Genomic DNA, 20,943 nt, shown 5'->3' with positions numbered 1-20,943 from the left:
CGATCAGCGCGGTCACAGGCCCACCGCCTGGTACAGGCCGCCGACTTCCTTGCGGCCGAGGACGCGGAGGGTGCCGGGCCGCTGGTCGCCGAGCGCGACGGGCCCGATGTCGGTGCGCACGAGGCGCACCACCGGGTGCCCGACGGCGTCGAGGAGGCGGCGCACGATGTGCTTGCGACCCTCGTGCAGTTCCAGGCGCACGAGGGACTGGCCTTCGTTGACGTCGAGCAGCGCGAAGCTGTCGACCTTGGCGGGGCCGTCCTCGAGTTCGATGCCGGCGCGCAGCTGCTTGCCGACGCCGCGGGCGAGCACTCCCTTGACGGTCGCGAGGTAGGTCTTGGTGACCTCGAACGACGGGTGCATGAGCCGGTGCGCGAGTTCGCCGTCGTTGGTGAGCAGCAGCAACCCCTCGGTGTCGGCGTCCAGGCGGCCGACGTGGAACAGTCGCTGTCCAGCGGCGACGCGTTCGGAGACGATGTCACCGACGCACGGGCGGCCCAGGTCGTCGGACATGGTGGACTGCCACCCGCGGGGCTTGTTCAGGACCAGGTGGACGAGGTCCTTCTTGACGACGACGCGGATGCCGTCGACGCGGATGACGGTGTTCTCGGGGTCGACGCGCAGGCCCTGGGAGGTGACGATGTTGCCGTCGACCTCGACGCGGCCGGCGGCGATGAGTTCCTCGGCGGCGCGGCGCGAGGCGACCCCGGCCTGGGCGAGCACCTTCTGCAGGCGCACGCCCTCACCGGCGGGAAGCTGGGTGGGCGCGGCGGAGCTGTGCTGATGCCGGGCGGGTTTGGCGTTGCTGATGGTGGGGACGGCGTCGGGACGCTTGGCGGTCGGTTTCGGGGCGGCGGGCCGGCCTCGCTTGTTCAGCGTGGCCTGCGGGGTGCCGCCCTTGCGGTGCGCCTTCTTCGGGGCGTCCGACCGGCCGGGGGCGTCGGACCTCTTCGGTCCCTGTGCCCTGCCCGAGCCCTGCGTCTTGCCCGAGCGGGAGGAGTTCTTCTTGCGGTCCGGTGTGCCATCACGGCGAGCGGGTGTATTCAACGTTTTCCTGTCAGTTGTCTGGCTCGAACTCCGCAACCGGGAGGTTCTCGGTGCGCGAGTTCCCTCCTATTCTCGCAAATCGCGGGTCCGACTCGAGACTCTCGGAAATGTCATCGATCACATCCACGTCCGGAAGCAGCGGCGCGACGGGCGGCAGATCCTGCAGTGACGCCAGCCCGAGCCGCTCGAGGAACAGGTCGGTGGTGGTGTAGAGGGTGCCGCCGGTCTCCGGATCGGTGCCGGATTCGGCGATCAGGTCGCGGGCGAGCAGGGTGCGCATCACCCCGTCGACGTTGACCCCGCGCACGGCGCTGACCCGACTGCGGGTCACCGGCTGCCGGTAGGCGACGACGGCGAGGGTTTCCAGCGCGGCGCGGGTCAGTTTGGTGCGGGCGCCGCCCTGGAGGAGCTTCTCGACGTAGGGCGCGTAGTCGCGGCGGGTGTAGAACCGCCAGCCGTCCGCGGCGTAACGCAGGTCGATGCCGGAGCCGCGCGCGGTCAGCTGCGCGGCCATGTCGTGCAGGGCGGTGTCGATGCGGGTCGCGGTGACGCCGATCGCGGCGGCGAGCTGCTCGCTCGAGGCCGGGGTGTCGACGACGAGCAGCAGGGCTTCGAGGGCGGCGGCGAGCTCGTCGTCGGTCATGTCGAGCAGCTCGGCGTCGAGGGTGCGGTCGGCGGTGCTCGCGGCCGCGTCGGCGGGGTGGTCGGGGGTGTCGGTCAACCGTAGTCCTCCTCGAAGTCGACGGGGTCGTCGTCGGTTTCGCCGGTCCAGGTGACGAGCAGGTCGCCGAGCGGTTCGGGTTGCTCGAATTGGACGGCGCGTTCGCGGTACAACTCGAGCAGCGCGAGGAACCGGGCGACGATCTGCAGTCCGCTGTCGCATTCGGCGGTGAGCTCACCGAATCCGGTCCAGGTGCCGGCGCCGCGGGCGCGCAGCACCTCGAGCAGCCGCGCGGCCTGCTCGGGTACCGACACCTTCGGGACGTGCAGGTGGTCCAGACCGACCTGGGGTGGTGGTTTGGGGCGGAATGCGGCGGCGGCGATCTCCGCGAACCGTTGCGGGTCGACGCCGAGGCTGACCTCCGGTAGCAGCCCCTCGTAGCGTTCTTCGAGGGATACCGCACGCGGGTAGCGGCGCAGCGCCGCGGATTCGAGGGCCGCGAACAGTTCCGCGACCTGCTTGTAGGCGCGGTACTGCAGCAGCCGCGCGAACAGCAGGTCGCGGGCTTCGAGCAGCGCCAGGTCCTCGGGGTCCTCGACGTCCCCGGACGGCAGCAGCCGCGCGGCCTTCAGGTCGAGCAGGGTCGCGGCAACGACGAGGAATTCGGTGGTCTGGTCGAGTCCCGCGTGCGGGCCCAGGGCGCGGGTGTAGGCGATGAATTCGTCGGTGACCTCGTGCAACGCGACCTCGGTGACGTCGAGGCGGCGTTGCGAAATGAGGCTGAGCAGCAGGTCGAAGGGGCCTTCGAAGTTGCGCAGCCGGACCCGGAATCCGCCGGTGTCGGGTTCCTCGACGGGTGTGGTGTCGTCGGGCAGCGCGGTGTCGTCGGGCTCCGGGGCGACCGGACCCTGGGTGTCGGCGTGCACGGATCAGCGGCCGACGCGGTGAATGACTTCGCGGGCGAGCGCCCGGTAGGACTCGGCGCCCCCGGATTTCGGCGCCCACGTGGTGATCGGTTCGCCGGCGACGCTGGTTTCGGGGAACTTCACGGTGCGGTTGACGACGCTGTCGTAGACGAGGTCGCCGAAGACCTCCACGACGCGGGACATCACTTCCCGCGCGTGCAGGGTGCGCGCGTCGAACATGGTGACGACGATTCCGCCGACGGTCAGCCGCGGGTTGAGCCGGTCGCGGACTTTCGCGACGGTGTCGTTGAGCAGGGCCAGCCCGCGCAGGCTGAAGAACTCACATTCCATCGGGATGATCACGGAGTCCGCACAGGCCAAGGCGTTGACGGTGAGCAGACCCAGCGACGGCTGGCAGTCGACGAGCACGTAGTCGTAGCGGTCGAGTACCGGGTACAGGGCACGTCCGAGGGCCTGTTCGCGGCCGACCTCGGAGACGAGCTGGATCTCGGCGGCGGACAGGTCGATGTTGCTGGGCAGCAGGTCCAGTCCCTCGACGCGGGTGCGCATGAGCACGTCGTCGATGCCGACCCGCGGTTCGACGAGCAGGTTGTGGACGGTCAGGTCCAGGTCGTGGTGGGCGACGCCGAGCCCGGCGGACAGGGCGCCCTGCGGATCGAGATCGACAAGCAGCACCCGCCGCCCGTATTCGGCGAGGGACGCCCCGAGGTTGATCGTCGAGGTGGTCTTGCCGACCCCGCCCTTCTGGTTGCACATCGCGATGATCTTCGCGGGACCGTGCACGGCCAGCGGCGACGGTTCCGGAATGTGCCGGCGAGGCCGGCCGGTCGGCCCGAGATCGGCCTCGGGTGCGGGCGTCACCGGCCGCGGGTCGGGCCCGTCGTGCGAGGTCGACGCGGGCGGAGCCGGGTAGGTCGTGTCCGTTGCGGGTGAGTGTGGTGTCCCCACGGTCCGGTCCTCCCCCTTTTCGGCGTCACTGGCTCTGTCGGCGTCACTGGCTCTGTCGGCGTCGCTGGTTCTGTCGGCGTCACTGATTCGTTGCCCAGACGCTACCGCTTCGACCCCGGGTTCCGTGGACGGACACGCATCCGGGCGTGGTGCTCAGCGTGCGCGCGGATGCGCACCGGCCCACACCTCCCGCAGCGCACCGACGGTGACGAGGGTGTAGATCTGGGTGGTGGTGACGGAGGCATGGCCGAGAAGCTCCTGCACGACGCGCACATCGGCGCCCCCGTCGAGCAGATGGGTGGCGAACGAATGCCGCAGGGTGTGGGGCGAGACGGTCGCGGTGACACCCGCACGTTCGGCGGCGGCCTGCAGGACCTGCCAGGCGCTCTGCCGGGACAGGCGGCCGCCGCGCGCGTTGAGGAACAGCGCCGGGGTGCGTCCGGTGGACAGGCCCGGCCGCCCGCGCACCAGGTACGCGTCGAGGGCGGCGAGGGCGGGCCGGCCGACCGGCACCACGCGTTGTCGGCCGCCCTTGCCGTGCAGCAGCACCGACCGGGTTTCGGTGTCGACGTCGTCGACGTCCAGGCCGACGGCTTCGGAGATGCGGGCGCCGGTCGAGTACAGCAGTTCCAGCAGTGCCCGATCGCGCAGCCCGCGGGGTCCGGCGGATTCGCTGCCGGTCGCGTCGAGGATCGCGAGCACCTCGTCGACGGCCAACGATTTCGGTAGCCGCCGGCCCGGTGAGGGCGGTTTCACGGCGCGCGCCACGTCGACGGGGGTGTGCCCCTCGGCGGTCGCGAAGCGGTGCAGACCGCGGACCGCGATGAGCGCGCGGGCCGCGGAACCGGCCGCCAGGGCGCGCCTGTTCCGGTCCGGGTCGCCGCGCCGCAGCACGGTCACGAAGTCACCGACGTGGTCTTCGCGGACGTCGGTGAGGTCGTCGATGCCGCGGTCGGTGAGGTACTCGCGGTAGCGGGCGAGGTCCCGGCGGTAGGAGGCGAGGGTGTTCGGTGCGGCGCCGCGTTCGACGGTGAGGTGGTTCAGGTACGCGTCGATGTGCCGGGACAGCACCGGGTCAGTTCCCCAGCTCGGTGTGCTCGGCGCGGGTGCGGGCGAAGGCGCGCGGCCGGTCCGGCCATTCGGTGTCCGGTGATCGGGGCGGGCTGCCGGCGCTGCGGGTCGCGGCCAGCGCGAGGATGCCGGAGACGGCGGTGGCGTTGACGATCTCGCCGCGCAGCACCATCGCCACGGCCTCGTCGACCGGGACGAAGTGCAGTTCGAGGTCCGCTTCCTCGTGCTCGGGGTCGGGACGGTCGACGGGGTGCAGGTCGCGGGCGGCGAACACGCGCACCGCCTCGTCGGTGAACCCCGGGGACAGGGCGATGTCGACAAGCAGGCTCCAGCGGTCGGCGGCGAACCCGGTCTCCTCGGCGAGTTCCCGGCGGGCCGCGTCGAGCGGTGATTCGCCGGGGGCGTCGAGGAGACCGGCGGGCAGTTCCCACAGCCGGTGGCCGAGCGGATGCCGGTACTGGTGCACCAGCGCGAGCCGGTCCCGGTCGTCGACCGCGGCGACCGCGACGGCCCCGTGGTGTTCGACGACCTCCCGCTGCGCGGCGTGCCCGTCCGGCATCCGCACCTCGTCCACGCGCAGCGACACGATCGCGCCGGTGTAGACGCGACGCGAGGACAGCGTCTCGAATTCGTGTCGCTGCGCCACGGACTAGTCGATCTCCGCCGCCGCCGGTTCCGCGGGGGCGGTGTCCGCATCGCCGTGCACGTCGACGGGCAGCCGTTCGGCGGCCTTGTACTGCAGCGCCGCGGCGATCAGGCCGGTGAACAGTGGGTGCGGGCGGGTGGGCCGGCTCTTGAGTTCCGGGTGTGCCTGCGTCGCAACGAAGAACGGGTGCACGTCGGCAGGGTATTCGACGAACTCGACGAGCCGGCCGTCCGGGGACGTGCCGGAGAACTTCAGCCCCGACTTGGCGATGCGGTCACGGTAGGCGTTGTTCACCTCGAAGCGGTGCCGGTGCCGTTCGGAGACGTGCTCGGTGCCGTATGCCTTCGCGACGACCGAGCCCTTGGTGAGCACCGCCGGGTACGCGCCGAGCCGCATGGTGCCGCCGAGGTCGGCTTCACCGGCGACGATCTGTTCCTGGTCGGCCATCGTGGAGATCACCGGGTGGGTGGTGTCCGGGTCGAACTCGGTGCTCGACGCGTCGGTGATGCCCACCGAACGGGCCGCCTCGATCACCACGCACTGCAGGCCCAGGCACAGGCCGAGCAGCGGGATCTTGCGGGTGCGCGCGAAGCGGATCGCGCCGAGCTTGCCTTCGATGCCGCGGATGCCGAAGCCGCCGGGGATCAGCACTGCGTCGACGTCACCGAGGTGACGTTCCGCGCCGGCCTCGGTCTCGCACTCGTCGGAGGCGACCCAGCTGATCTCGACCTTCGCGCGGTGCGCGAAACCTCCGGCGCGCAGCGCCTCGGTGACCGACAGGTAGGCGTCCGGCAGGTCGATGTACTTGCCGACGAGCGCGACCTTCACCGTTTCGCGAGGGTTGTGGACGCGATCGAGCAGGTCGCCCCACACGGTCCAGTCCACGTCCCGGAACGGCAGGCCGAGCTGACGCACCACGTACGCGTCGAGGCCCTCGCTGTGCAGCACCTTCGGGATGTCGTAGATGGACGGCGCGTCGGGGGTGGAGATGCAGCCGTCGACGTCGACGTCGCACATCAGCGCGATCTTGGCCTTGAGCGCGTCGGGCACGTCGCGGTCACAGCGCAGGATCAGGGCGTCCGGCTGGATACCGATGTTGCGCAGCGCCGCCACCGAATGCTGTGTGGGCTTGGTCTTGAGTTCCCCGGAGGGGCCCAGGTACGGCACCAGGCTCACGTGCAGGAAGAAGCAGTTGTCGCGGCCGATGTCGTGGCGGACCTGGCGGGCGGCCTCGAGGAAGGGCTGCGATTCGATGTCACCGACGGTGCCGCCGATCTCGGTGATCACCACGTCCGGGACGTTGCCCTCGGCATCGGGGGCCGCCATCGCCTTGATGCGGTTCTTGATCTCGTCGGTGATGTGCGGGATCACCTGGACGGTGTCGCCGAGGTATTCGCCGCGACGTTCCTTGGCGATGACCGTGGAGTACACCTGGCCGGTGGTGACGTTCGCGTCGGCGGACAGGTCGCGGTCGAGGAACCGCTCGTAGTGTCCGACGTCCAAGTCGGTTTCGGCGCCGTCCTCGGTGACGAAGACCTCACCGTGCTGGAACGGGTTCATGGTGCCGGGGTCGACATTGAGGTACGGGTCGAGTTTCTGCATGGTTACGCGCATGCCGCGCGCGGTGAGCAGAGCACCCAGGCTCGATGCGGTCAGCCCCTTGCCGAGCGAGGATGCGACGCCCCCGCTGACGAAGATGTGCTTGGTAGCGGTACGCGAGTGGCGTGACTGTGGCAAAGAAGCTCCCGTGACGTCTGGTGCAGGACTTCGGACTGATGGCGGTACTGCTGGGGCCTGCGGACCCACGGAACCTCACCGTAACACCTGGCGCCGCCATACCGTGCACGACTCGCTGGTATCCGTGCCGACGTCACATTTCCGTGGCCGTCGGGGGTGGATACCCACGGGTCAGCGGGCCGCCGATCCCACCGTGACGGCGCCGGCGCCGGGCCCGGTACCGTAGCGGCCGGCGCCACCGGCAAGCTGTTCCTGCAATGCCAGGACGGTCGTGATCCGGCCGGCTTCGCGGTCGAGGTTGTCGACGGTGGACAGGCCGGCCGACAGGGCCGTGTCGGCACGGACCACCGCGACCGGGCCGTTGCCGGTGGCCGCGCCGGGCCGCCCGGCCAGGACGGTCCCGGCGCCGCGCGTGTCGAAGGTCGCGGCGAACCGGGCGAGCAGTGCCCCGCGGTTGCCGCTGCCCTCCTCGCCGCCGCCGTCTCCGGTGACGACGATCGCGGCCTGGGCCGGTTCGACCGTGCCGTCCTCGAAGGACACGAACCCACCGCTGCGCAGCGTGGTCAGCGCCAGCGTCCGTTCCTCGGGGGTACTGCGCGGCTGCCCGGTGCCCGGGTCGACGAGCAGCACCGCGCCGAGCAGATCCCCGGCGAGACTGCCCTGGTCGACGGCGCCGGTCTGCAACTGCACCCCGGCCGGGACGACGTTGGTGACGGTGGTGCGCAACAGGTCCGCGCCGGCCGCGTCGACGAACGACTCGGTCAGCGACACCCGCCCGGTGACGGTCACGCCGGCAGCCTCGACCGTGGCGACGACGGCATCGAGATCCGCGGGGTCGGCGTCGGGCCCGGCGACCATCAGCACCGTGCGCTCCGTGAGCGTGTCGCGCACGACCCGGCCGGCGACGGCGGCGTCGAACCCGTCCGCGGCGTTGAGCCGTTCGGTGAGCACGCTGTTGCGATCCTGCTCGGCCTGCAGGTCGTCCCGCATCCGGGCCTTGTCGTCGCGCAACCCGGACACCAGGCTGCTCGACAGCACCCCGGAGCCGAGGACGATTCCCACCGCCAGTGCCAGGAAGATCGCCGCGATGGACACGGCGTGCTGGCGCAGGGAGATCACGCCCGCAGCCCCCGCACCCACTCGACGAGGTCGTCCCACAACTGCACGGCCCAGTCCACGACCTCGCCGCCGAGATTCGAGACGATGAGCGCGGCGATCACGGCGATGAGCGCGGCGAACACGAGCAGCGCGATGACGCCGCCGGACACCCGACTGCGGTACAGCGTGGCGACGGCCTTCGCGTCGACCAGTTTCGGTCCGACCTTCAGGCGGGTCATGAACGCCGACGGATTGGTGTCGCGACGTCCCTGGTCGAAGAACTCGTCGAGGGAGACGGTGCTGCCGACGGTGACGATCAGCGCGGCACCGTGGTGGTCCGCGAGCAGCAGCGCCAGATCCGCCGGGGCCCCGGCCGCCGGGAACGTCATCGCCCCGATCCCGAGGTCCTGGATGCGTTCGAGGCCGGGGGCGTGCCCGTCCGGGTCGGCGGGCAGCACCACCTCGGCGCCGGACTTGAGGGTTTCGGTGCCGATCTGCTCGGGGTCTCCGACGATGAGATCCGGTCGGTAGCCGGCCTTGGTGAGCGTGTCCGCGCCCGCCCCGACGCCGATGAGGATCGGCGAGTACTCCTTGATGAACGGCTTGAGATCCTTGAGATCCTGCACGTGGTCGGGGCCGTCCGCGACGACCACCACGTGCCGGTCCTGCAGGTCCACGTCGATGTCGGGGACGCCGACCCCGTCGATGAGCAGGGGGCTCTCCGAGCGGATGAACTCGATGGTGTTGCCGGAGAACGCCTCGAGGTGGTCGACCAGTCCGGTCTTCGCCTCGATCATGCGATCGGAGATCTCCGCCTCGGTCTGCTCCTCCCCCTGGATCAGCAGTCGCTCCCCTGCGTAGACACCGCCCTCGTGCAGGCGGATCTTCGCGCCGTCCTTGACCTTCTTGAACAGGTCGGCGCCGGCGTTGTCCACCAGCGCGACGCCGCTGGCGACGAGCACCTCCGGACCTAGGTTGGGATAGCGGCCGGTGATCGACGGCGAGGCGTTGACCACGGCGGTGACGCCCGCCTCGACGAGGGCATCGGCGGTGACCCGGTCCAGGTCGACCGCGTCGAGGACGACGATGTCGCCGGGACCGACCCGGCGCAGCAGCTTCGCGGTGTTCTTGTCGACCCGGGCAATGCCGCTCACTCCGGGCAACGTTTCGTTATTGCGTGACAGCAGAGCCGGCATCTTCATGGCATCGATGATGAACCCGGGGCACGGCGGGGCAACGGAGGCGCGCCGAACAGCGTGCACCGGACCGATCGGTACGCTCGGTCCGGTCAACCTCGGGTCCGATCAGCTCTGTCGTTCGGCGTGCGCCATCGCCAGCAGTTCCTCGGCGTGCGCACGTCCGGTCTCGGTGTCGTCCAGACCGGCGAGCATCCGCGCGAGCTCGGCGACCCGCTCGGTGTCGTCGAGGGTGCGCACTCCGCTGCTGACGACCCCGCCGGCGTCGTCGACCTTGTCGACGACCAAATGTGTGTCGGCGAACGCGGCGACCTGCGGCAGGTGGGTGACGACAATGACCTGGTGGGTGCGCGAGAGCCGGGCCAGCCGCCGCCCGATCTCCACCGCCGCACGCCCCCCGACCCCGGCGTCGACCTCGTCGAACACCATGGTGGCGCCGCGCTCGGATGCGGCGAGCACCACTTCGAGCGCCAGCATCACCCGGGACAGTTCACCGCCGGACGCGCTACGTGCCAACGGCAGCGACTGGGCACCGCTGTGCGCGGCCAGCCGGAACTCCACGTCGTCGACACCGGATTCCCCGGCGTGCAGGACACGGTCCCCGATCGGCAGGGGCGCCGCGTCCTTTTCTGCGGCCTCCCGGCCGCGGACCTGCACGTCGAGGGTCGCCCGGCCCATCGCGAGGCCGGACAGTTCCTTGCTCACGGCCTTCGCGAGCCGGGCCGCGGCCTTGTGCCGGGCCTCGGACAGTGCCGCAGCGGCCGCAGCGGTCGCCGCGGCCGCGGACTCGACGGTCGCGGCGAGTTCGGCCAGTGCGTCGGCGGACACGTCGATCCTCGACAGCCGGGATCGCGCCTCCTCGGCCCACGCGAGGACCCCGTCGGTGTCGGCGGCGTACTTGCGGGTCAGGGCCTTCAGTTCGGATTGGCGGTTCAGCAGCGTGTCGAGGGCGCCCGGGTCCGACGGCAGGTCGGCGAGATAACCGGACAGGTCGCCGGCCACATCGGTGACGACCGCCATCGCCTCGGCCAGCCGTGGACCCAGCTCCCGCAGGGCGGGATCGTCCGACCCTTCGACACGGGCGCGTGCCTCACCGAGCAGGTCCAGGGCGGCCGCGGTCTCGTCTCCGTCACCGGTGTCGCCGCCGGTCAGGACGGCATGCGCGGCCAGCGCGGCCTCCCGCAGCGAATCCAGATCGCCGAGGCGGCGCACCTCCGCGACGATCCGGACGTCTTCGCCGGGTTGCGGGTCGACCCGGTCGATCTCGTCCAGACCGAACTGCAGCCGGTCCGCTTCCTGCGCGAGTTCGCGTGACCGCTCGGTACGCTCGGCGAGTTCGGCGCGGGCGGACAACCACTTGCTCCGGTTCTGCTGATAGCCGGCCAGCAGCGGCAGCACGCCCTTGCCGGCGAACCGGTCGAGGGCGGCGCGCTGCTGGTCGGGACGCAGCAGCCGCAGCTGATCGTTCTGGCCGTGCACGGTCAGCAGCGGGTCGGTGAACTCGGCGAGCACCCCCACCGGAACGCTGCGGCCACCCAGGTGAGCGCGGGAACGCCCGTCGCTGCCGACGGTGCGCACCGCGATGATGCTGCCGTCCTCGTCGCGTTCGGCGCCCGCCGCCTCGAGCAGTCTGGCGATCTCACGTTCGATGTGGCTGGGCAGCGCGCCCGCGGTCTCGTCGGTGTCGGCGGCGAAGCGGCCCTCCACGACGGCGCGATTGGCGCCGACCCGCACCCGGGCCGAGTCCGCGCGGGCCCCGGACAGCAGATGCAGGCTGGTGACCACCATGGTCTTGCCCGCACCTGTCTCACCGGTCAGCACCGTGAAACCGTCGTGGAACTGGGCACTCGCCTCGGAGATGACACCCAGGTTGTCGATCCGAATCTCAGCGAGCACGTCAGGGTTTCCTTCCTCGCCAGCCCTTCACCGGAAGTTCGAACTTGCGGACCATCCGGTCCGCGAACGGCGCCGAGTCCAGGCGGACCCAGCGGACCGGATTCCTGCCACGCACCACCTCGACGCGGCCCCCGGCCGGCAGGTCCAGGGTTCGGCGACCGTCACAGAACACGAGACCGTCGTGGCTGCCGCGCAACGTCTCCACGGCGATGATCGACTCGGGGCTCGTCACCAGCGGGCGTGCGAACAGAGCGTGCGCGTTGCTCGGAATCACCAGCAGCGCTTCGAGTTCCGGCCACACGATCGGACCGCCGGCGGAGAACGCATAGGCGGTCGATCCGGTCGGGCTGGCGATGAGGACACCGTCGCAGCCGAACGAGGACACCGGCCGGCCGTCGACCTCGAGCACCACTTCCAGCACCCCGAGGCGGGACTTGTTCTCCAGGCTCGCCTCGTTCAACGCCCAACCGCGATCGACGACCTCGTCGTTGACCCGGATCGTCACGTCGAGCGTCATGCGGTGTTCGATGCGGTATTCGCGTCGCACGACCTGCGCCAGCGCTTCCTCGAGATGCTCGGCCTCGGCCTCGGCGAGAAAACCGATCCTGCCGAGGTTGATCCCGAGAACCGGGACCGCTGCGAACTGCGCGAGTTCGGCGGCCCGAAGGAAACTCCCGTCACCGCCGAGCACGATCACCATCTCGCAACCGACCGCGGCGTCCGGTCCCGCCTCGACGATGAGAACCCGCCCGTCCGGTCCGGCGAACGCCCCGAGCCCGGTGCTGGCGGCCTCGTCGGCAAGGACCCGCAGCCCTATTCCGGCCTCCCCGAAAATCGCGGCGACCCGCTGCGACGTCTCGGCGATCTCACCCCGCCCGGAATGCGACACGAGCAGAATCTCCCGGCGCGGCGCGGTGGTCTTCGCGTCGCCGGTGGCTGTGGTCACTGGGGTCCTTCCTGCACCGCACGCTCGACGAGTTCGATCACCGACGGCTCGAGTTCCGCGGGTCCGGGTTCACCGGCACGCAACCACAGGAAATACTCGACGTTGCCGGACGGGCCGGGCAGCGGGCTCGCCACCGCGCCTATCGTGCGCAAGCCGAGGACCTGGGCCTCGCGGGCGACGTCGAGGACCGCTTCGGTCCGCAACGCAGGATCCCGCACGACACCGCCACTGCCCACCCGTTCCTTTCCGACCTCGAACTGCGGTTTGACCATCGGCAGCAGGTCGGCACCGGCGACGACGCATCGCACGAACGCCGGCAACACCAGCTTCAGCGAAATGAACGACAGGTCCGCCACCACCAGCTCGACCGGACCACCGATTTGCTCCGCGTCGATATTACGCACGTTTGTTCGATCGATCACGTGGACGCGGTCGTCGGACTGCAGCCGCCACACGAGCTGGCCGTACCCGACATCGACCGCGACAACCTCACGAGCCCCCTCGTGCAGCAGCACATCGGTGAATCCGCCGGTGGACGCACCCGCGTCGAGGCAGCGACGACCCTCGACCTTCATCCCGTGCGGCACAAACGCCTCCAGCGCACCGATCAGTTTGTGCGCACCGCGCGACGCCCAGGACACCTCGTCGGTGATCTCGGTGACCAGCAGCGGCGTGCCAGGCTCGACCGCGGTCGCCGGTTTGGTCGCCACCGCGCCGGCGATCAGAACCCGGCCCGCCGCGATCAGTTCACTGGCGTGTTCGCGGGAGCGGGCCAGTCCCCGCCGCACCAACTCCGCATCGACCCGTGCTCGGCGCGCCACGTCAGACCTTGTCCACGGTGGCAAGGGCCTGCACCAGCACATCGTGTGCCTGCTCGAGCAACTGGGCCTGCCGCGAGATCGCAACAGCCGGGTCCTGAGCGTCCCCGGCGGAGGCGGCGTCCCGGGCACGGGTAAGCAACCCGTCCACCTCGACGTGGATCCGGTCCGGTTCGATCCTCGGCGGGGAACCGGGGAAATGCTGGCCTGGGCGTGGAATCGACGTGCTCATCGCTGACCACGCTAGTGCATCGCCGACCCACCGGACACGCGGCACGACCGGATCAGGCCGCCGGGCTCCACGCCTCGATCGAGGACCGGGCCGAGTCGTTCACCCCGACGACACGTTCGAACTCCGGGTTCGCCCACGCCACCGGAAGCACGGCCCGCAGCGCCGCCATCGGGTCGACCGGTCCGGTCGTCTCGAGGTGCAGGTCGCGCCCGTCGGCGGTCGCGGTCCACCACACGTCGAAACCGACACGCAGTGTCTCGACATCGGCGTCGAGGCAGCTCAGCGAGTCCGCGACATAGGTGGGCCGCTGGGACACCGGTGCCCGCAGCAGGTCGGCGACGGTACTCACGCCGGTGAGCACCAGCAGCGAATCGGCGCCGACGGCGACCGCACCCTCGATGTCCGTGTCGAGGCGGTCACCGACGACGAGCGGCCGGCCGGCGGCGCTGCGAGAGATCGCATCCTCGAGCAGCGGTGCAGCGGGCTTGCCCGCCACCACCGGTTCCGCCCCGGTTGCCGACCGCACCGCGGCGACCATCGAACCGTTGCCCAGCACCAGGCCGCGTTCCGTCGGCAGCGTGGAGTCGACGTTGGTCGCCACCCACAACGCGCCCGACCGGATCGCGAGAGTCGCCTCGGCGAGGATCGGCCAGCCCGTGTCGGGGGAATGCCCCTGCACGACGGCGACCGGTCGCTCGTCCGCAGACCGCACCGGCGTCAGTCCGACGCCGGAGATCTCCTCGGCAAGCGCCTCGGTTCCCACCACGAGGACCGGGGAACCGGCGGGGACACGTTCGGCAAGCAGGCGCGCCGCCGACTGCGAACTGGTCACCACGGTGGACTCGTCGGCCGGGAAGCCCAGGTCGCGCAGGTGCGCGGCCACGTCGCCGGGCCGGCGGCTGGCGTTGTTCGTGACGTAGAACAACCGGTCGCCACCGACGGTCAACGCGTCCACGGCCCCGGGAACGGGATCGGCGCCGCGGTAGACGGTGCCGTCGAGGTCGAGCAGCAGCACGTCGTACACCGACCGCAACGGCGTCGCCCCAGCCGTCGTCGCGGTCCGGGCCTCCGCTGCTACAGATCCTCGGTCGGTCACAGATCCTCGCCGGTCAGTTCCGCCACCCGTTCCTCGGCGTCGGTGTCACCGTCGAGGTCGGCGGCGGCCGCGTTGAGGAACCACTTGACGCCGTCCTTCGTACGACCGGCTGCCACCAGCGCATCCGCGTAAGCGTAGAACAGGCGTGCGGCAGCGATCCCGGTCCGGGAGTCGTCGAGGTCGGGGCTCTGCAGCGTCACGACGGCCTGATCGAACTGGCCGAGGTCCATGCGGGCACCCGCCACCACGATCCGCAGCTCACTGGCCTCGTCACCGGTCAGAGCGCGGGCTTCCTCACTGCGCCCGAGCTCGATGGCACGCTCCGGCCGGCCCAGGCCGCGTTCGCAGTCGGCCATCACGGCGAGCAGGCCGGGACCACCCGACATGCGGCGAGCGGCCCGCAGCTCGGAGAGGGCTTCGGCCCATTCACCCGCGTGGTACGCGGTGATACCCGCGGCCTCGCGAACGACGGCGATACGGCCTGCCCGCTGCCGGGCCGCCCGGGCGTGGGCGAGGGCGAGTCGCGGTTCGTCGTCGATGAGCTTGCCGGCCATCACCAGGTGCCGGGCGACGGTGTTCGCGTTCGACTTGTCCAGGCTCAGCAGGTCGCGACGGATCGTCGGATCCAGTTCCGACGCTTCGACATCCTCCGGCAGATCCGGCTCGTCCGGTCGAGCGTCCCGACGCTGCGGGGGCATGCCTTCGCGACCGCGAGCAGGGCCGAAACCACCCTCGCCACCGCGACGACGGGGTGCGCCGCCGTCGCGACGGTCGGGACCCTGATCTCGGCTGCCACGGTCGTCGCGAGGGCCACGGTCGCGGCCATCACCGCTCCGACGGTCGCCGCGGTTGTACTCAGGCCGGTCGCCACGGGGGCGATCGTCGCCACCGCGACGATCGTCGCGACCGCGCTCCCCACGACCGTGTTCGGGACGCTCACCACGAGGGCGGTCCCCGAAGCTACCGCGACGGTCGTCGCCTGCCCGACGGTCGTCGCCGTAGCGGTTGGGCCGATCGCCGCCGCGACCCTGCCGGTTGTCACCGGTTCCGCTCTGGCGGCGATCACCCCGGTCGTCGCGACGACGGTCGCTGCCCTGACGCGCATCGTCTCCGCGATACGGCGGACGGCCCTCACCGCTGCGCCCGTAGCGTCCCCGTTCGCCCTCGCCGTGACGACGGTCGCCCGGGGACGAACCCTGCCGGCGATCGTCGCCCTGACGGTCGCTGCGCGGAGCCTGCCGGCGATCGTCGCTGCGACCGGAACGGTTCTCGTCCCGGCGCCGGTCCCGATTGTCGTCGCGTCCCGACCGCGGGGTGGATCCTCCGCCCCGGAAGGATCGACGCTCACCGCTGTTGTCGGACACAGAAAAATCCTTTCACGAAAAAACACGAAAGGGGACCCAGTAAGTGGGTCCCCTTTCGGTAACGGGTGTTCGGCGGTGTCCTACTCTCCCACACCCTGTCGAGTGCAGTACCATCGGCGCAGACAGGCTTAGCTTCCGGGTTCGGAATGGGACCGGGCGTTTCCCTGTCGCTATGGCCGCCGTAACTCTATGAAACAGTAACCACGCAGACCCCCGACCGATGAACCGCCGCAACGGAATCGATCGGTGCCTGAGTGTGTTGTTTCAGATACCGCACAGTGGACGCGTAGCTTCTTTGTGGTAAGTCCTCGGCCTATTAGTACCAGTCACCTCCACACATTACTGTGCTTCCAGTTCTGGCCTATCAACCCGGTGGTCTGCCGGGGGCCTTACCCCCTCGAGGGGGTGAGAAACCTCATCTTGGAACAGGCTTCCCGCTTAGATGCTTTCAGCGGTTATCCCTTCCGAACGTAGCCAACCAGCAGTGCCCCTGGCGGGACAACTGGCACACCAGAGGTTCGTCCGTCCCGGTCCTCTCGTACTAGGGACAGCCTTCCTCAAGTTTCTAACGCGCGCGGCGGATAGAGACCGAACTGTCTCACGACGTTCTAAACCCAGCTCGCGTGCCGCTTTAATGGGCGAACAGCCCAACCCTTGGGACCTACTCCAGCCCCAGGATGCGACGAGCCGACATCGAGGTGCCAAACCATCCCGTCGATATGGACTCTTGGGGAAGATCAGCCTGTTATCCCCGGGGTACCTTTTATCCGTTGAGCGACACCGCTTCCACATGCCGGTGCCGGATCACTAGTCCCGACTTTCGTCCCTGCTCGACCTGTCAGTCTCACAGTCAAGCTCCCTTGTGCACTTGCACTCGACACCTGATTGCCAACCAGGCTGAGGGAACCTTTGGGCGCCTCCGTTACATTTTGGGAGGCAACCGCCCCAGTTAAACTACCCACCAGGCACTGTCCCTGAACCAGATCATGGTCCGAGGTTAGATGTCCAATACGATCAGAGTGGTATTTCAACAACGACTCCACAACCACTGGCGTGGCCGCTTCACAGTCTCCCACCTATCCTACACAAACCGAACCGAACACCAATACCAAGCTATAGTGAAGGTCCCGGGGTCTTTTCGTCCTGCCGCGCGTAACGAGCATCTTTACTCGTAATGCAATTTCGCCGAGTCTGTGGTTGAGACAGCAGAGAAGTCGTTACGCCATTCGTGCAGGTCGGAACTTACCCGACAAGGAATTTCGCTACCTTAGGATGGTTATAGTTACCACCGCCGTTTACTGGGGCTTAAATTCTCAGCTTCGCCACCGAAATGGCTAACCGGTCCTCTTAACCTTCCAGCACCGGGCAGGCGTCAGTCCGTATACATCGTCTTACGACTTCGCACGGACCTGTGTTTTTAGTAAACAGTCGCTTCTCTCTGGTCTCTGCGACCACCCCCAGCTCGGAGTGCAAGACTCGTCACCAGGGCCGGTCCCCCTTCTCCCGAAGTTACGGGGGCATTTTGCCGAGTTCCTTAACCACAGTTCTCTCGATCGCCTTGGTATTCTCTACCTGACCACCTGTGTCGGTTTGGGGTACGGGCCGTGTGAAAGCTCGCTAGAGGCTTTTCTCGGCAGCATAGGATCATGGAATTCCCCTCAACGGGTACGCATCACCTCTCAGGCACATGAGACGCGGATTTGCCTACGTCTCGCCCTACAGGCTTACACCGGTATTACCACTGACCGGCCCCACTACCTTCCTGCGTCACCCCATCGCTTGACTACTACAGCCGGGGTCGTGCGCAGCCACATCCGGCCTCCCGAAGGAGGTCCATCCGCTTTTGGGCACTTAGCACAACTGATTCGCCACTGGGCGCGTTCACACGGGTACGGGAATATCAACCCGTTGTCCATCGACTACGCCTGTCGGCCTCGCCTTAGGTCCCGACTCACCCTGGGCGGATTAACCTGGCCCAGGAACCCTTGGTCATTCGGCGGACGAGTTTCTCACTCGTCTTTCGCTACTCATGCCTGCATTCTCACTCGTGCAGCCTCCACACCTGGATCACTCCGGCGCTTCCCTGGCTGCACGACGCTCCCCTACCCATCCACACACCTGGCTCCCCTCCCGTAGGAGAAAAGCGGGCTTATGCGAATGCCGCGGCTTCGGCGGTGTACTTGAGCCCCGCTACATTGTCGGCGCAGAACCACTTGACCAGTGAGCTATTACGCACTCTTTCAAGGGTGGCTGCTTCTAAGCCAACCTCCTGGTTGTCTCAGCGATCCCACATCCTTTTCCACTTAGTACACGCTTAGGGGCCTTAGCCGGCGATCTGGGCTGTTTCCCTCTCGACTACGAAGCTTATCCCCCGCAGTCTCACTGCCGCGCTCTCACTCACCGGCATTCGGAGTTTGGCTGATTTCGGTAAGCTTGTGGGCCCCCTAGACCATCCAGTAGCTCTACCTCCGGTGAGAAACACGCGACGCTGCACCTAAATGCATTTCGGGGAGAACCAGCTATCACGGAGTTTGATTGGCCTTTCACCCCTACCCACAGCTCATCCCCTCAGTTTTCAACCTAAGTGGGTTCGGGCCTCCACGACGTCTTACCGTCGCTTCACCCTGGCCATGGGTAGATCACTCCGCTTCGGGTCTAGAACATGCCACTACGAACGCCCTATTCGGACTCGCTTTCGCTACGACTACCCCACACGGGTTAACCTCGCGACATGCCACTAACTCGCAGGCTCATTCTTCAAAAGGCACGCCATCACCCCCAGTGACAAGTCACTCGAAGGCTCTGACGGATTGTAAGCGCACGGTTTCAGGTACTATTTCACTCCCCTCCCGGGGTACTTTTCATCTTTCCCTCACGGTACTAGTCCGCTATCGGTCACCAGGGAGTATTCAGGCTTATCGGGTGGTCCCGACAGATTCACACCAGATTTCACGGGCCCGGTGCTACTTGGGTATTCACATCGACAGTCACCATGTTTTCGTCTACGGGATTCTCACCCTCTACGACAGGCCGTTCCAGACCATTTCGACTAACACGATGATTTCTTACTGTCGGCCGGTCCGGCAGAACCGACACAATGAACCCCACAACCCCACGACCACAACCCCTGCCGGGTATCACATGACCATGGTTTAGCCTCTTCCGCTTTCGCTCGCCACTACTCACGGAATCACATGTTGTTTTCTCTTCCTGTGGGTACTGAGATGTTTCACTTCCCCACGTTCCCTCCACACACCCTATATATTCAGATGCGGGTAACACGACATCACTCGTGCTGGGTTTCCCCATTCGGAAATCCTCGGATCACAGCTCGGTTGACAGCTCCCCGAGGCATATCGCAGCCTCCCACGTCCTTCATCGGCTCCTGGTGCCAAGACATCCACCGTACGCTCATAAACACTTACAACAAAGATGCTCGCGTCCACTGTGCAGTTCTCAAACAACACACAACACCCACTACTCACCCCCACCACCCGGCAGAAGATTTGATGAGCATCGTCGCTGAAAAAACACTCGCGTGTTCCCTCAGGACCCAACAGTGCACCGATATAACCACCGCACATCACCACAGAGGATGACGCATTCGCGATGATGATTGTCAGCGTTCCACCCATGAGCTTCTGCCGTTCCACATGTGGGAACGAAACAGTCTCTGCCCGAGACGAATCCACCTGTGTGGACCCTCGCCGGGAGAAGTGCTCCTTAGAAAGGAGGTGATCCAGCCGCACCTTCCGGTACGGCTACCTTGTTACGACTTCGTCCCAATCGCCGATCCCACCTTCGACGGCTCCCTCCCACAAGGGGTTAGGCCACCGGCTTCGGGTGTTACCGACTTTCATGACGTGACGGGCGGTGTGTACAAGGCCCGGGAACGTATTCACCGCAGCGTTGCTGATCTGCGATTACTAGCGACTCCGACTTCACGGGGTCGAGTTGCAGACCCCGATCCGAACTGAGACCGGCTTTAAGGGATTCGCTCCACCTCACGGTATCGCAGCCCTCTGTACCGGCCATTGTAGCATGTGTGAAGCCCTGGACATAAGGGGCATGATGACTTGACGTCGTCCCCACCTTCCTCCGAGTTGACCCCGGCAGTCTCCTGCGAGTCCCCAACATTACTTGCTGGCAACACAGGACAAGGGTTGCGCTCGTTGCGGGACTTAACCCAACATCTCACGACACGAGCTGACGACAGCCATGCACCACCTGTATACCGACCACAAGGGAAACCCCATCTCTGAGGCGATCCGGTATATGTCAAACCCAGGTAAGGTTCTTCGCGTTGCATCGAATTAATCCACATGCTCCGCCGCTTGTGCGGGCCCCCGTCAATTCCTTTGAGTTTTAGCCTTGCGGCCGTACTCCCCAGGCGGGGCGCTTAATGCGTTAGCTACGGCACGGATCCCGTGGAAGGAAACCCACACCTAGCGCCCACCGTTTACGGCGTGGACTACCAGGGTATCTAATCCTGTTCGCTACCCACGCTTTCGCTCCTCAGCGTCAGTTACTGCCCAGAGACCCGCCTTCGCCACCGGTGTTCCTCCTGATATCTGCGCATTTCACCGCTACACCAGGAATTCCAGTCTCCCCTGCAGTACTCAAGTCTGCCCGTATCGCCTGCAAGCCCGCAGTTGAGCTGCGGGTTTTCACAGACGACGCGACAAACCGCCTACGAGCTCTTTACGCCCAGTAATTCCGGACAACGCTCGCACCCTACGTATTACCGCGGCTGCTGGCACGTAGTTGGCCGGTGCTTCTTCTGCAGGTACCGTCACTTGCGCTTCGTCCCTGCTGAAAGAGGTTTACAACCCGAAGGCCGTCATCCCTCACGCGGCGTCGCTGCATCAGGCTTTCGCCCATTGTGCAATATTCCCCACTGCTGCCTCCCGTAGGAGTCTGGGCCGTGTCTCAGTCCCAGTGTGGCCGGTCGCCCTCTCAGGCCGGCTACCCGTCGTCGCCTTGGTAGGCCATTACCCCACCAACAAGCTGATAGGCCGCGGGCTCATCCTGCACCAGTAAACCTTTCCACCAAAAACCATGCAGTCCTTGGTCATATCCGGTATTAGACCCAGTTTCCCAGGCTTATCCCGAAGTGCAGGGCAGATCACCCACGTGTTACTCACCCGTTCGCCACTAATCCACCCAGCAAGCTGGGCTTCATCGTTCGACTTGCATGTGTTAAGCACGCCGCCAGCGTTCGTCCTGAGCCAGGATCAAACTCTCCGTTAAAGACTCTCGAT

15 protein-coding genes and 3 rRNA genes are annotated in these 20,943 nt (G+C 67.3%); all 18 read right to left on the bottom strand.

Annotated features, from left to right (window positions below; translation table 11 throughout):
* Positions 1–12: 12 nt before the first annotated feature.
* The 18 genes from RZ1_RS00090 to RZ1_RS00005 all read right to left on the bottom strand — a co-directional run bounded on the left by RZ1_RS00090 (position 13) and on the right by RZ1_RS00005 (position 20,932).
* On the bottom strand, positions 13–1,047 hold the full coding sequence (locus tag RZ1_RS00090; RefSeq protein ID WP_174565139.1) for a pseudouridine synthase: 1,035 nt from the start codon (positions 1,045–1,047) through the stop codon (positions 13–15).
* Between the two features lie 10 nt (positions 1,048–1,057).
* Positions 1,058–1,690: an SMC-Scp complex subunit ScpB gene (scpB, locus tag RZ1_RS00085; RefSeq protein WP_072808686.1), complete on the bottom strand. Its 633-nt coding sequence runs from the start codon at positions 1,688–1,690 to the stop codon at positions 1,058–1,060.
* 74 nt (positions 1,691–1,764) lie between these two features.
* Positions 1,765–2,634, bottom strand: a complete 870-nt coding sequence (locus tag RZ1_RS00080) for a segregation and condensation protein A (protein WP_371306484.1) — start codon at positions 2,632–2,634, stop codon at positions 1,765–1,767.
* A gap of 3 nt (positions 2,635–2,637) precedes the next feature.
* Positions 2,638–3,582, bottom strand: coding sequence for a ParA family protein (locus tag RZ1_RS00075; RefSeq protein ID WP_072808021.1), 945 nt, complete (start codon positions 3,580–3,582; stop codon positions 2,638–2,640).
* Positions 3,583–3,735: 153 nt separating this feature from the next.
* Positions 3,736–4,653, bottom strand: coding sequence for a site-specific tyrosine recombinase XerD (gene xerD / locus RZ1_RS00070; RefSeq protein WP_072808019.1), 918 nt, complete (start codon positions 4,651–4,653; stop codon positions 3,736–3,738).
* Between the two features lie 4 nt (positions 4,654–4,657).
* Positions 4,658–5,299 (bottom strand): NUDIX domain-containing protein, encoded by a 642-nt coding sequence (locus RZ1_RS00065; protein WP_072808015.1) that lies wholly within the window; start codon positions 5,297–5,299, stop codon positions 4,658–4,660.
* Positions 5,300–5,302: 3 nt separating this feature from the next.
* On the bottom strand, positions 5,303–7,036 hold the full coding sequence (gene pyrG, locus RZ1_RS00060; RefSeq protein WP_072808012.1) for a CTP synthase: 1,734 nt from the start codon (positions 7,034–7,036) through the stop codon (positions 5,303–5,305).
* Between the two features lie 171 nt (positions 7,037–7,207).
* Positions 7,208–8,155, bottom strand: coding sequence for a copper transporter (locus RZ1_RS00055; protein ID WP_072808682.1), 948 nt, complete (start codon positions 8,153–8,155; stop codon positions 7,208–7,210).
* Positions 8,152–9,336: a putative cytokinetic ring protein SteA gene (steA, locus tag RZ1_RS00050; protein WP_072808009.1), complete on the bottom strand. Its 1,185-nt coding sequence runs from the start codon at positions 9,334–9,336 to the stop codon at positions 8,152–8,154. Before steA ends, RZ1_RS00055 begins: the two co-directional genes overlap by 4 nt.
* A gap of 102 nt (positions 9,337–9,438) precedes the next feature.
* A complete protein-coding gene (recN, locus tag RZ1_RS00045) occupies positions 9,439–11,226 on the bottom strand; it encodes a DNA repair protein RecN (RefSeq protein ID WP_072808006.1) in 1,788 nt (595 codons plus the stop codon).
* 1 nt (position 11,227) lies between these two features.
* Positions 11,228–12,172 (bottom strand): NAD kinase, encoded by a 945-nt coding sequence (locus RZ1_RS00040; protein ID WP_072808004.1) that lies wholly within the window; start codon positions 12,170–12,172, stop codon positions 11,228–11,230.
* Positions 12,169–12,993 (bottom strand): TlyA family RNA methyltransferase, encoded by an 825-nt coding sequence (locus RZ1_RS00035; RefSeq protein WP_072808001.1) that lies wholly within the window; start codon positions 12,991–12,993, stop codon positions 12,169–12,171. The genes RZ1_RS00040 and RZ1_RS00035 overlap by 4 nt, the downstream gene beginning before the upstream one ends.
* A gap of 1 nt (position 12,994) precedes the next feature.
* Positions 12,995–13,222, bottom strand: a complete 228-nt coding sequence (locus RZ1_RS00030) for a hypothetical protein (protein WP_072808680.1) — start codon at positions 13,220–13,222, stop codon at positions 12,995–12,997.
* A 52-nt stretch (positions 13,223–13,274) separates the two neighbouring features.
* On the bottom strand, positions 13,275–14,255 hold the full coding sequence (locus RZ1_RS00025; protein ID WP_283236379.1) for an HAD-IIA family hydrolase: 981 nt from the start codon (positions 14,253–14,255) through the stop codon (positions 13,275–13,277).
* Positions 14,256–14,314: 59 nt separating this feature from the next.
* Positions 14,315–15,682 (bottom strand): hypothetical protein, encoded by a 1,368-nt coding sequence (locus RZ1_RS31795; RefSeq protein ID WP_072807996.1) that lies wholly within the window; start codon positions 15,680–15,682, stop codon positions 14,315–14,317.
* 67 nt (positions 15,683–15,749) lie between these two features.
* A 5S ribosomal RNA gene (rrf, locus tag RZ1_RS00015) occupies positions 15,750–15,866 on the bottom strand.
* Positions 15,867–15,978: 112 nt separating this feature from the next.
* Positions 15,979–19,109: ribosomal RNA gene (locus RZ1_RS00010) — 23S ribosomal RNA — on the bottom strand.
* A 300-nt stretch (positions 19,110–19,409) separates the two neighbouring features.
* Positions 19,410–20,932: ribosomal RNA gene (locus tag RZ1_RS00005) — 16S ribosomal RNA — on the bottom strand.
* Together the 16S, 23S and 5S rRNA genes form the textbook arrangement of a ribosomal RNA operon.
* Between the last annotated feature and the right edge of the window lie 11 nt (positions 20,933–20,943).

It is taken from the genome of Rhodococcus zopfii NBRC 100606 = JCM 9919, assembly GCF_001895025.1.
In the GTDB taxonomy this organism is placed as follows: Bacteria; Actinomycetota; Actinomycetes; order Mycobacteriales; family Mycobacteriaceae; genus Rhodococcus; species Rhodococcus zopfii.
Note: the sequence above shows the minus strand (reverse complement) of the source record. Positions and strands in the feature narration are given on the sequence as shown.